This window comes from Pseudomonas entomophila (assembly GCF_029478665.1).
In the GTDB taxonomy this organism is placed as follows: Bacteria; Pseudomonadota; Gammaproteobacteria; order Pseudomonadales; family Pseudomonadaceae; genus Aquipseudomonas; species Aquipseudomonas entomophila_F.
The window spans coordinates 262435-274563 of sequence record NZ_JARPQB010000004.1; the positions used below are offsets into that span (position 1 = coordinate 262435).

12 protein-coding genes are annotated in these 12129 nt (G+C 66.0%); 4 read left to right on the plus strand and 8 right to left on the minus strand.

What is annotated here, in order from left to right:
• Window position 1: 1 nt before the first annotated feature.
• Together P5705_RS03815 and P5705_RS03820 are read left to right on the plus strand one after the other, a co-directional pair.
• Window positions 2–1366 (plus strand): glutamine synthetase family protein, encoded by a 1365-nt coding sequence (locus P5705_RS03815; protein ID WP_277459641.1) that lies wholly within the window; start codon window positions 2–4, stop codon window positions 1364–1366.
• A 29-nt stretch (window positions 1367–1395) separates the two neighbouring features.
• Window positions 1396–2703: an NAD(P)/FAD-dependent oxidoreductase gene (locus tag P5705_RS03820; protein ID WP_277459625.1), complete on the plus strand. Its 1308-nt coding sequence runs from the start codon at window positions 1396–1398 to the stop codon at window positions 2701–2703.
• Window positions 2704–2853: 150 nt separating this feature from the next.
• Here the strand turns inward: P5705_RS03820 and fadD1 are convergent, their stop codons facing one another.
• Together fadD1 and fadD2 are read right to left on the minus strand one after the other, a co-directional pair.
• Window positions 2854–4551: a long-chain-fatty-acid--CoA ligase FadD1 gene (gene fadD1, locus P5705_RS03825; RefSeq protein WP_011535051.1), complete on the minus strand. Its 1698-nt coding sequence runs from the start codon at window positions 4549–4551 to the stop codon at window positions 2854–2856.
• A gap of 414 nt (window positions 4552–4965) precedes the next feature.
• Window positions 4966–6654 carry a long-chain-fatty-acid--CoA ligase FadD2 gene (gene fadD2, locus P5705_RS03830; RefSeq protein WP_277459626.1) on the minus strand — a complete coding sequence of 563 codons (1689 nt, stop codon included), beginning with the start codon at window positions 6652–6654 and terminating at the stop codon, window positions 4966–4968.
• A gap of 203 nt (window positions 6655–6857) precedes the next feature.
• On the opposite strand from fadD2, the gene P5705_RS03835 reads away from it, so the two are divergent.
• Window positions 6858–7802 carry an alpha/beta hydrolase gene (locus P5705_RS03835; protein WP_277459627.1) on the plus strand — a complete coding sequence of 315 codons (945 nt, stop codon included), beginning with the start codon at window positions 6858–6860 and terminating at the stop codon, window positions 7800–7802.
• Between the two features lie 34 nt (window positions 7803–7836).
• A complete protein-coding gene (locus P5705_RS03840) occupies window positions 7837–8307 on the plus strand; it encodes a MaoC family dehydratase (protein ID WP_213657844.1) in 471 nt (156 codons plus the stop codon).
• A 231-nt stretch (window positions 8308–8538) separates the two neighbouring features.
• Here P5705_RS03840 and P5705_RS03845 read toward each other — a convergent pair whose 3' ends face one another.
• The 6 genes from P5705_RS03845 to P5705_RS03870 form a co-directional block, all read right to left on the minus strand.
• Window positions 8539–9780: an RNA polymerase sigma factor gene (locus P5705_RS03845; RefSeq protein ID WP_277459628.1), complete on the minus strand. Its 1242-nt coding sequence runs from the start codon at window positions 9778–9780 to the stop codon at window positions 8539–8541.
• Window positions 9780–10265, minus strand: a complete 486-nt coding sequence (locus P5705_RS03850) for an SRPBCC family protein (RefSeq protein ID WP_277459629.1) — start codon at window positions 10263–10265, stop codon at window positions 9780–9782. The genes P5705_RS03845 and P5705_RS03850 overlap by 1 nt, the downstream gene beginning before the upstream one ends.
• A 21-nt stretch (window positions 10266–10286) precedes the next feature.
• Window positions 10287–10631: a YciI family protein gene (locus P5705_RS03855; RefSeq protein ID WP_011535057.1), complete on the minus strand. Its 345-nt coding sequence runs from the start codon at window positions 10629–10631 to the stop codon at window positions 10287–10289.
• Between the two features lie 42 nt (window positions 10632–10673).
• Entirely contained in the window at window positions 10674–11099 is a 426-nt protein-coding gene (locus P5705_RS03860; RefSeq protein ID WP_277459630.1) for a YybH family protein, read from the minus strand.
• 105 nt (window positions 11100–11204) lie between these two features.
• The gene (gene aac(6'), locus P5705_RS03865; protein WP_277459631.1) at window positions 11205–11657 is read right to left on the minus strand and encodes an aminoglycoside 6'-N-acetyltransferase; all 453 of its coding nucleotides are present in this window, start codon (window positions 11655–11657) and stop codon (window positions 11205–11207) included.
• Entirely contained in the window at window positions 11654–12127 is a 474-nt protein-coding gene (locus tag P5705_RS03870) for a GyrI-like domain-containing protein (protein WP_277459632.1), read from the minus strand. The genes aac(6') and P5705_RS03870 overlap by 4 nt, the downstream gene beginning before the upstream one ends.
• Window positions 12128–12129: the final 2 nt, after the last annotated feature.

The window sequence follows — 12129 nt, forward strand, 5'->3', positions numbered from 1 at the left end:
CATGCACTTTGCACCTGTAGAGCAAGCCCGACGATTCCTCGCCGACAACCCCGATATCGACCTGATCGAACTGTTCATCCTCGACGCCAATGGCGTGCCCCGCGGCAAGCTGCTGCACCGCGACGAACTGCTGGCCGTGTTCGACACCGGCCGCCCGCTGCCCAGCACCATCCTCGGCCTGACCCTCAACGGCGATGACGTGGAAAACTCCGGCCTGGTCTGGGATGTCGGCGATATCGACTGCCGCGCCTACCCATTGCAAGGCAGCCTGGTGCGCCTGCCCTGGCGCCGCGTGCCGACCGCCGCCGTGCAGGTCAGCATGCACCCCAGCGAAGGCCTGCCGGCCAGCATCGCCGACCCGCGCCATGTGTTGATCCACACCATCGAAGCACTCAAGGCCGACGGTTATCACCCCGTCATGGCCTGCGAACTGGAGTTCTACCTGCTCGACCAGCAACGCGACGCCCAGGGCCGGCCTCAGCCGGCGCTGGACAACGATGGCGGCCGCCCGCGCACCACCCAGGTGTATGGCCTGCGCGAACTGGAGCAGATCGAGCCGTTCCTCGCCGACCTCTACGCAGCCTGCAAGGCCCAAGGGATTCCCGCCCGCACCGCCATCTCGGAGTACGCGCCCGGCCAGGTGGAAATCACCCTGGAGCACGGCGACGCGCTCCAGGCCATGGACCAGGCCGTGCGCTACAAGCGCCTGGTCAAGGGCGTGGCCAACGCCCACGGCATGCAGGCCTGCTTCATGGCCAAGCCGTTCGCCCAGCTGGCCGGCACCGGCATGCACATGCACCTGAGCCTGGCCGATGCCGCCGGCAACAACCTGTTCGCCAGCGAGGACAAGGCCGGCACGCCGCTGCTGCGCCAGGCGGTGGCCGGCATGCTGCGCCACCTGCGCGAATCGCTGCTGCTGTTCTGCCCCAACGCCAACTCGTTCCGCCGCTTCCAGGCCAACAGCTATGCGCCGCTGGCGCCGACCTGGGGCGTGGACAACCGCACCGTCAGCCTGCGCGTGCCTGGTGGCCCGGCCAACAGCCGGCATATCGAGCACCGCATCTGTGGCGCCGACGCCAACCCCTACCTGGCCGCCGCCGCGATCCTCGCCGCCACCCACCAGGGCATCCGCGAGCAGCTCGACCCCGGCGCGCCGGTCGAGGGCAACGGTTATGCCCAGGCCACCGAACACCTGCCCACCGACTGGCTCACCGCCCTCGACGCCCTGGAGCGTTCGAGCTGGGCCCGCGAAGCGCTGGGCGAGGCGTTCCTCGGTGTGTACCTGAAGGTCAAGCGCGCCGAGTACCGCCAGTTCATGGCCGAGGTCGGCGAGCAGGACTGGCGCTGGTACCTGCACCAGGCCTGATGCCCACGAGATTACAAGAAGGAACAACCATGAATGCAGCAGTGAACAACGGCCCGGCCCAGCGCGCGCCGTCCTATTACAGCGCCACCCTCAACGACATGACCGAGTACCCCACGCTCAAGGGCACGGTGCAAGTGGACGTGGCGATCATCGGCGGTGGTTTCACCGGCGTCGCCACTGCCGTGGAACTGGCCGAGCGCGGCCTGAAGGTGGCCATCGTCGAGACCAACCGCATCGGCTGGGGCGCCAGCGGGCGCAATGGCGGCCAGGTCACCGGCAGCCTGTCGGGCGACGAGGCCATGCGCACGCAGATGCGCGACCGGCTTGGTAGCGAGGTGGATGATTTCATCTGGCACCTGCGCTGGCGCGGCCACCAGATCATCGAGCAGCGCGTCGAGCGCTACGGCATCGCCTGCGACCTCAAGCACGGCCACCTGCACGCGGCGATGAAGCCGTCGCACCTGAACGAACTGCGCGCCTTCGAGGCCGAGGCCCAGCGCCGCGGCATGGGCGACCAGGTGCAACTGCTCGACCGCAGCGCCATGCAGCGCCACCTGCAGAGCCCGCTGTACCTCGGCGCGCTGAAGAACCGCCGCAACCTGCACCTGCACCCGCTCAACCTGTGCCTGGGCGAGGCCCGCGCCGCCCATGGCCTGGGGGCGCTGGTGTTCGAGAACTCGCAAGTGCTGGAAATCGTCCACGGCCCACGCCCGGCCGTGGTCACCGCCCAGGGCCGCATCGAGGCGCGCCAGGTGATGCTGGCCGGCGACGTGTACCACAAGCTGGAAAAGCGCCAGCTCAAGGGCAAGATTTTCCCGGCCATGGGCGGCATCGTCACCACCGCGCCGCTGGGCGAACTGGCCGAGCAGATCAACCCCCAGGACCTGGCGGTGTACGACTGCCGCTTCGTCCTCGACTACTACCGCCTGACCGCCGACAAGCGCCTGCTGTTTGGTGGCGGCGCCAACTATTCCGGGCGTGATTCGCGGGATATCGAGGCAGAGCTGCGCCCGTGCATCGAACGCACTTTCCCGGCGCTCAAGGGCGTGCCGATCGAGTTCCAGTGGAGCTGCGCCATGGGCATCGTGGTCAACCGCATCCCGCAGCTGGGCAAGCTGTCGGACAACGTCTGGTACTGCCAGGGCTATTCCGGGCACGGCATCGCCACCAGCCACATCATGGGCGAGATCATGGCCGAGGCGCTGACCGGTACGCTGGAGAAGTTCGACACCTTCGCGGCGTGCAAGCACATCAAGGTGCCGATGGGGGACTTGCTGGGGAACCCGCTGCTGGCGGCGGGGATGTGGTACTACCAGATGCTCGAGAAATTGCGCTGAGCCGCAGCTTCTCTGTAGGAGCGGCCTTGTGCCGCGAAAGGGCTGCAAAGCAGCCCCGGGATATCAGCGGCAACACATCAATCGATGGGGGTGCTTCGCACCCCTTTCGCGGCACAAGGCCGCTCCTACATCGATAGCGCAGGCTGCGGATCAGGCGATCTTCTTCAGGCCCTGCTTCTTCAGCTCTTCGTCACGCAGTTCGCGGCGCAGGATCTTGCCGACGTTGGTGGTCGGCAGCGCATCGCGGAACTCGATGTAGCGCGGCACCTTGTAGCCGGTGACGTTGGCGCGCATGTGCTCCATCACCTGCTCCTTGGTCAGGGTCATGCCCGGCTTGACCACGATGAACACCTTGATCACCTCGCCCGACTTCTCGTCCGGCACGCCGATGGCCGCGCTCTGCAGCACGCCCGGCAGGGCGGCGAGCACGTCTTCGAGCTCGTTGGGGTACACGTTGAAGCCCGAGACCAGGATCATGTCCTTCTTGCGGTCGACGATGCGCATGTAGCCATCCGGCTGGATCAGGGCGATGTCGCCGGTCTTCAGCCAGCCATCGCTGTCAAGGATCTCGGCGGTGGCCTCTTCGCGCTGCCAGTAGCCTTTCATGACCTGCGGGCCCTTCACGCACAGCTCGCCCACTTCGCCCAGGGGCAGTTCCTGGCCGTTGTCGTCGATGACCTTGCACAACGTGGATGGCACCGGGATACCGATGGTGCCGACCTGGTTGGCATCGGACGGGTTGACCGCCGCCACCGGGCTGGTCTCGGTCATGCCATAGCCTTCGCAGATGGCGCAGCCGGTCACGGTCTTCCAGCGCTCGGCCACGCTCAGTTGCAGGGCCATGCCGCCAGACAAGGTGATCTTCAGCGCCGAGAAGTCCAGGTTGCGGAACGCCTCGTTGTTGCACAGGGCGACGAACAGCGTGTTCAGGCCGACGAAGCCGCTGAATTTCCACTTGCCCAGCTCCTTGACCATGGCCGGCAGGTCGCGCGGGTTGCTGATCAGGATGTTGTGGTTGCCGATCAGCATCATCGCCATGCAATGGAAGGTGAAGGCATAGATGTGGTACAGCGGCAGCGGGGTGATGAGGATCTCGCACCCTTCGTGCAGGTTCGAGCCCATCAGCGCGCGGCACTGCAGCATGTTGGCGACCAGGTTGCGGTGGCTGAGCATCGCCCCCTTGGCCACGCCGGTGGTGCCGCCGGTGTACTGCAGCACGGCCACGTCGTTGGGTTGCGGGTTGGCCTCGGTGACCGCCCCGCCCTTGCCCAGCGCCAGGGCATCGTTGAAGCGCACGGCGCCCGGCAGGTTGTAGGCCGGGACCATTTTCTTCACGTACTTGATGACGCTGTTGATCAGCAGGCGCTTCAGAGGTGGCAACAGGTCGGCCACTTCGGTGACAATGACGTGTTTGACCTGGGTCTTGGGCACCACCTTTTCCGCCAGGTGCGCCATGTTCGCCAGGCACACCAAGGCTTTGGCGCCGGAGTCGTTGAACTGGTGCTCCAGCTCCCGCGCGGTATACAGCGGGTTGGTGTTGACCACGATCAGGCCGGCGCGCATGGCACCGAACACGGCGACCGGGTATTGCAGGACGTTCGGCAGTTGCACGGCGATGCGATCGCCGGGCTTGAGGTCGGTGTGCTGCTGCAGCCAGGCGGCGAAGGCACCGGACAGCGCGTACAGCTCGCCGTACGTGAGGGTCTTGCCCAGGTTGCTAAAGGCTGGTTTATCGGCAAAGCGTTGGCAGGATTGCTTGAGTACCGCCTGGATATTGGGGAATTCGTCAGGATTGATTTCCGCCGTGACCCCGGCTGGGTATTTATCCTTCCAAAAATGTTCGATCATGGAAGCCCGCTCCTTCAGCAACAGCGAATTCGGTATGCGTCGATGCGCTTATTATTGATATGGGATGACGGTTCATTGCAAACCGGATCATCTGAAAGCGCGCCGAGAGTAACAGCTTTGCCAGGGGTCGCCTAGAGGCCTGGACGGGCCGAATGGTCACAAAAATGACTCAATGAACAATGCAGGTCATTTTTAGAGTATTTATCCAAAATGTCGCAATATCGGCTGAAAAGGCCGAGTTAGAGCCGCCAGCCCTGCAAGAACAATCTGTGTGAGCGGGTTCACCCGCGAATACGGTGGTGAACCGAGCCACCCATTCGCGGGTGAACCCGCTCCTACAGGAACCGCACCGGCCCTTTCGCCGGCAAAGCCGGCTCCTACATTATTTGCGCCGGGCGCAACACCTGTTAAACCTCACGCAATATCTCGCAACTCGCGCCGCAGGATCTTGCCCACCGGCGTCATCGGCAGCGACTCCCGCACGACAATCTGCTTCGGCACCTTGTACCCCGTGAAGTTAGCCTTGCAGTAAGCCTTGAGCTCATCGACATCGACCCCGCCCTCACGCGCCACCACGAACAACTTCACCGCCTCCCCCGAACGCTCGTCCGGCACGCCGATGGCCGCGCAGTTGGCCACTTGCGGGTGGTTCATCACCACGTCCTCGATCTCGTTGGGGTACACGTTGAAGCCGGAGACGATGATCATGTCCTTCTTGCGGTCGACGATACGGGTGAAGCCGTCCGGGTCGATGATCGCGATATCGCCGGTCTTGAACCAGCCCTCGGCGTCCAACGCCTGGGCGGTAGCCTCCGGCTGCTGCCAGTAGCCCTTCATCACCTGCGGCCCCTTGATGCACAGCTCGCCCCGCTCGCCCAGCGCCTGCTCGATGCCGGCATCGTCGATCACCTTGAACGCGGTGTTCGGCACCGGCATGCCCACAGTGCCCAGGCGCGCCAGCTGGCCGTAGGGGTTGGTGCTGGCCACCGGCGAGGTTTCGGTCAGGCCATAGCCCTCGACGATGCGGCAACCGGTCAGCGCCTCCCAGCGTTCAGCGGTGGCCTTGACCAGGGCGGTGCCCCCCGAGTTGGTGACCTTCAAGGCGGAGAAGTCGAGCGACTTGAAGCCTGGGTTGTCCATCAGCGCGACGAACAGGGTGTTCAACCCCAGCAGCGCCGAGAAGCGCCACTTGCCCAGTTCCTTGATGAAGCCCGGTATGTCCCGCGGGTTGGTGATCAGCACATTGTGGTTGCCGGTGACCATCATGCACATGCAGTTCGCGGTGAAGGCATAGATGTGGTACAGCGGCAGCGGCGCGATCATCACCTCCTGCCCTTCCTTGATCAGCGGCTGGCCATCGGCGCCGCGCTGGCAGAAACAGGCCAGGACCTGGAGCATGTTGGCGACCAGGTTGCCGTGGGTGAGCATCGCGCCCTTGGCCAGCCCCGTGGTGCCGCCGGTGTACTGCAGCACGGCGACGTCGTCGAGCGCCTGCGATACCGGCTTGTGGCCGAGCCCGCGCCCCTGGCGCAACACCTGCTTGAACGACACGGCCTGGGGCAGGTGGTAAGCCGGCACCATCTTCTTTACCTTGTCGACCACGGTGTTGACCAGCCAGCCCTTGAGCGCGGGCAGCATGTCGCCCATCTTCGCCTCGATCAGGTACTCGATGCCGGTGTCGTGCAGCACTTCCTGCACGCGCTTGCCGAACATGTTCAGGTAGACCAGGGCGCGGGCGCCGGAGTCCTTGAACTGGTGGCGCATCTCGCGCTCGGTGTACAGCGGGTTGGTGTTGACCACGATCAGCCCGGCGCGCATGGCGCCGAACACGGCGATGGGGTACTGCAGGACGTTGGGCATCTGCACCGCGATGCGGTCGCCCGGCACCAGTTCGGTGTGCTGCTGCAACCAGGCGGCGAAGGCCGCGGAGTAGCGGTCGAGCTCGGCGTAGCTGAGGGTCACCCCCAGGTTGCTGAACGCCGGGCGGTCGGCGAAACGCTTGCAGGAGCGCTCGAAGACATCGACGACAGACTTGTACGCATTCATGTCAATGGTGGAAGGCACGCCCGCCGGGCGCTTGTCGTTCCAGAAATCGGCTTGCATTTATTGTTGTTCCTCTGCCGGGACCGTCCCTGACCTGATCGCCGGGTGGCAAAAAGGCGTTCTGCCGACGTTAGCAGCAATGTCGAAGGTGGCAAATACGCCAAGTGCCGCCATTAACATTGTGAATCTTATTTCTGCCCTTCCTGCAATCCGGCCCTTTGCGCATACACTGTGTGGTCAACCTCTGCGCGCAAGGACCCGCCATGCCCCACGACGCCTTCTGGCTCCCCGCCAGCGAGCATTGCAGCCTGTATGTGCACCAGTGGCTACCCAGCAAACCGGTCAAGGCCGTGGTGTTGCTGGCCCATGGCATGGCCGAGCACGCGGCGCGCTACCAGCGCCTGGGCCACGCCCTGAACGATGCCGGCTACGCCCTGTTCGCCCACGACCAGCGCGGCCATGGGCGCACCGCCGAGCTGGGCAGCCTGGGCCTGTTCGCCAGCCATAATGGCTGGAATGCCGTGGTCAACGACCTGGGCCTGCTGGCCCAGCACATCGGCCAGCAGTTCCCCGGCACGCCGCTGTTCCTGTTTGGCCACAGCATGGGCAGCTACATCGCCCAGGCCTACCTGCTGCACCACAGCGCCAGCCTGCAGGGGGCGATCCTCAGCGGCTCCAACTTCCAGCCCGTGGCGCTGTACCGCGCGGCGCGCCTGATCGCCCGACTCGAAGCCTGGCGCCAGGGCCCGCTGGGCAAGAGCGCGCTGATCGACTGGCTGTCGTTCGGCTCGTTCAACAAGGCGTTCAAGCCCAACCGCACCGCCTTCGACTGGCTCAGCCGCGACGCGGCCGAGGTGGACAAGTACGTCGCCGACCCGCTGTGCGGCTATCGCTGCAGCAACCAGCTGTGGCTCGACCTGCTGCAGGGCCTGGCGCAGATCAGCCAGAAGAAGAACCTCGCGCAGATCGACCCGAACCTGCCGATCTTGGTGTTGGGCGGCGAATGTGATCCGGTGAGTGCCGGCAAGCGTCTCACCCTTTTGGCCGATGCCCTGCGCGCGACCGGCAACCGCCATGTGCAGTTGCGCGTCTACCCTGGCGCCCGGCACGAAGTGCTCAATGAAACCCATCGCGACGAGGTCACCGCCGACATCATCGGCTGGCTGGAGCAGGCGCTGGCCCTTGGCCGCCCCGCCCGCAGTGAATGATAGGCCCCCTCGCCCAACGCTCAAGGAAGCCCCGATGACCCAGGTCACCAACACGCCTTACGAAGCCCTCGAAGTCGGCCAGAAAGCCGAATACAAGAAGTCCGTCGAAGAGCGCGACATTCAGCTGTTCGCCGCGATGTCCGGTGACCACAACCCGGTGCACCTGGACGCCGAGTTCGCCGCCAAGAGCATGTTCCGCGAGCGCATCGCCCATGGCATGTTCAGCGGCGCGCTGATCAGCGCCGCGGTGGCCTGCACCCTGCCGGGCCCCGGCACCATCTACCTGGGGCAGCAGATGAGCTTCCAGAAGCCGGTGAAGATCGGCGACACCCTGACCGTGCGCCTGGAGATTCTCGAGAAGCTGCCCAAGTTCAAGGTGCGCATTGCCACCAACGTCTACAACCAGAACGACGAGCTGGTGGTCGAGGGCGAGGCCGAGATCCTGGCGCCACGCAAGCAGCAGACCGTCGAGCTGGTGAGCCCGCCGAATTTCGTGGCGAGCTGAGCGGCTGGCCTGCCCGTCAGGGGTGTTCGACGGAAGCGTTTAAGCGCCCTGTAGATCGAGCGCCGCCTGCACGGCGCATCGCGGCTGAAGCCGCTCCTACCTTCTGGCCCCACCCGCCTGTAGGAGCGGATTCATCCGCGATGCGCCGCGCGAGCGGCGCTCGATCTCAAGAACGCTACAAGGCAATCGCTCTACACTGACCACGCCAACAATTTCTCACCAGACCTTGGTTCACGAGCCCAGCTCCCGCAGGCGCCGCTCGATATGCCGCCGCTCCGGCCCCTGGCGGGCCAACGCCAGGGCCTGGCGCCAGGCGCCACGGGCCTGTTCGACATGGCCCAGCTGCCGATGCAGCTCCGCCCGCGCGGCATGGGCCAGGTGGTAGTCGCCCAGCTCGCCCCGCTCGAGAATCGCCTCCACCGCCCGCAGCCCCACCGCCGCGCCATCGCGCCTGGCCAGCGCCGCCGCCCAGTTCAACTCCACCACCGGCGACGGCCAGTGGCGCAGCAACAGCTCGTACAACCCGACGATCTCCGCCCAGTCCGTCGCCTCGGCGCTGGGGGCCTCGGCGTGCAGCGCGGCAATCGCCGCCTGCACGCTGTACGGGCCAATCTCGCGGCCGCGCAGGGCCTGGCGCACCAGCTGGCAACCTTCCTCGATCTGCGCGCGATCCCACAGGCCCCGGTCCTGCTCATCGAGCACCACCAGCTCACCCTCGTGGTCGCTGCGCGCACGCTGGCGCGACGCCTGCAGCAGCATCAGCGCCAACAGGCCGAGCACTTCCGCGTCCGGCAACAACTGCGCCAGCAGGCGCCCCAGGCGGATCGCCTCGTCGGTCAGCTCGCGGGTGACCACATCCTCCCCCGACGACGCCGAATAGCCCTCGTTGAACACCAGGTAGATCACCCGCAACACGCTCTCCAGGCGCTCGGGCAACTCGGCCAGCGCCGGCACCTGGTACGGGATCTTCGCATCGCGGATCTTCGCCTTGGCCCGCACGATGCGCTGGGCGATGGTGGCCGGGCTCTGCAGGAAGGCGCGGGCGATCTGCTCGGTGGTGAGGTCGCAGACTTCGCGCAACGTCAGCGGCACCTGGGCGTCGGCCGCCAGTGCCGGGTGGCAGCAGGTGAAGATCAAGCGCAGGCGGTCGTCGGCCAGCAGCTCCTCTTCACCCGGGTCCTGGGCCTCGCCTTCGAGCAGCATGATCAGGTCGGCCTGGGAACGGTCGAAACGGGCGCGCCGGCGCAAGGCGTCGATGGCCTTGAAACGCCCGGTGGAGACCAGCCAGGCGCGCGGGTTGTCGGGGATGCCGTCGCGCTGCCAACGCTCCACGGCGATGAAGAAGGCATCGTGCATGGCCTCCTCGGCCAGGTCGAAATCGCCCAGCAGGCGGATCAGCGTGGCCAGGATGCGCCGCGACTCCTGGCGGTAGACGGTCTCGACCTGCCGGCGAACCTGTTCGGTACTGTTCATCAGTCCGGCATCCGCTGGGTCACCACCTCCACCAGGCGGTCCAGGCTCTCTCCCCAGCCCTGGTGGAAGCCCATTTCCTCATGGGCGCGGCAGTCGGCGGCGTTCCAGTGCCAGGCGCGGGCGGTGTAGCGGGTCTTGCCGTGCTCGTCGTCGAAGCTGACCACCGCGGTCATGAAGGCCTTGTCGGACGGCACCCAGCCAGGCCGGAAGGCATCGGTGAACACCAGCCGGTGCGGCGCCTGGATTTCCAGGAACACGCCCTGGTGGGGGTACTCGGTGCCGTCGGGGGCGCGCATGAGGGTGCGGAACAACCCGCCCGGCCACAACTGCATCTCGCATTCCGGGGTGGTCATGCCATGGGGGCCCCACCACTGCATCAGCCATTCCGGCTCGGTCCAGGCGCGGAACACCTTGGCGGGCGGAGCGTCGATCAGGCGGCTGATGGCCAGCTCATGCTGGGGTTGTGCCGGTTGTGCCAGAGTCATTGTTGTCGTTCTCCATCCGGTTCAGGGTTGCAGTTCGCGCACCGGCCGCACTTCGACGCTGCCGACCCGCGCCGCCGGGATGCCCTTGGCGATGTTCAGCGCCTCGTTGAGGTCGCGGGCATCCACCAGGTAGAAGCCGGCCAGCTGCTCTTTCGTCTCGGCGAAGGGGCCGTCGGTCAGGCTCATGCGGCCACCGCGCACGCGCACCGTGGTGGCGGTTTGCACGGGCTTGAGCGCCTCGGCGGCGAGCATCCGCCCGGAGCCCTGGATGGACTCGGCGTAGGCCATGCATTCGGCGTCTTCGGGGCTGTCGGGCAGGCTGTGCAGCAACCCCTCGTCACAATAGACCAGGCACAGGTATTTCATGATCGTCTCCAGGGTGAGGTGGCGATAGGCGGTCGACGGCGTTCAGGGTTTGAGATCGAACAGCGCTTTTTGCGTTTCCATGTCGAACGGCGCCGACCAGTGCTCATGAATCACCTGCCACTGCCCGGCGTTGCGCCGGTAGCCCACGGTGACGCGCATGAAGCCGCACTGGCTTTCGTCGTCCGACGGGCCGCAGCGGTTGAGCCAGTGGGCCAGGCCCAGGTCGCCGTCGGCGTGCACGACCAGTTGCGCCACCTCGAACACCATGGGCCCGGTGCAGTAGCCCATGCACATTTCCCAGTGCGCGCGGTAGGCGGCCTTGCCTTTGAATTGCAGGGCCTGGATGGCGTCGAAGGCGAGGATGTCGTCGGCGTAGGGAGCGACGATGCGCGCCACGTCGCGCTCGCGCACGGCCTCGATCCAACCTGCGATCAACTGGCGAATTTCGTGTTCGGCTGCGGTGTTCATCGGTGTTTTCTCCGAAGTGTCTTGAGCAAGTGGCGCCGGGGCATTCCGGCGCCTTCAACACTGGTCGAACGGGAAAACGGCAAATCGACAACTGCCCGCAAAATTTCAGTCGAGGGGCGTGACCGGCTTGAGGAAGTACACCACCCGCTCGGTCTCGGCAAAGCCCAGGGACGCGTGCATACGCTGGCTGCCAAGGTTGTCCAGCGCGGCGTCCGAGGCCAGTTCGCGGCAGCCTTTGCCGGCGGCCCAGCGTTCGACGGCCGCGATAAGCTGGCGGGCGATGCCCTGGCCGCGCCGGGCCGGCTCGACGAAGATGCCTTCGAGGTATGCCACCGGCGACGTGTTGCTGCCATTGACATAGTCGTGGCGCACCGACGCCTCGGCCAGCCCTAGCGCCCTGCCCTGCTCGTCGTAAGCCAACAGGGCCACGAAGGTATCGGGGCGGTGGACGATATCGGCCATTTCCGCCAGCTGTTCACCCGCCACGCAGTCGGGCCAGAGGGCGCTGCGCAGGTTCAGCCAGGCCGGGGTGGTCGGGTCGGTGCAGGGGTGGATCATGGTCGCTCCAGGGGAATCCAGATTTCCATCAGGGCTTGCGGGTCCGCCGGGTCGTAGCCGGCCGGGTAGCGCTCGAAGACGGCGGCGTCGGCCTGGCGCTTGCCCGAGGCTGGCAGCCATTGGGTAAAGATGGCGTCGAAGGTCGTCTTGATGCACTCAAGGCTGCCCCGGTGTTCGAACACCGCATAGTGCTGGGGTGCCAGGACGAGGGTGGTGAAGCCTTCGGGCAGTGTGGCCGTGCCGGTCACCTCGACACCCGCCAGGTAGTCGAACGCGCCTTGGCCGTCGGGGTTGTGGCATACGCCGTAGCTGTCGTGGCCATGCTGGCCGGGGACACGCCCGAGCCATGGGGCGAAACGCTGCCACAGCAGCTTGAGTTCGGCCAGGCGGGAGAAATCGTAACGGTTGGACAAACCGGCCAGGTGCAGCGTGCGGCCGTCCTCGAAGCGAGCGGGGGTTGGCTGGGGCATGG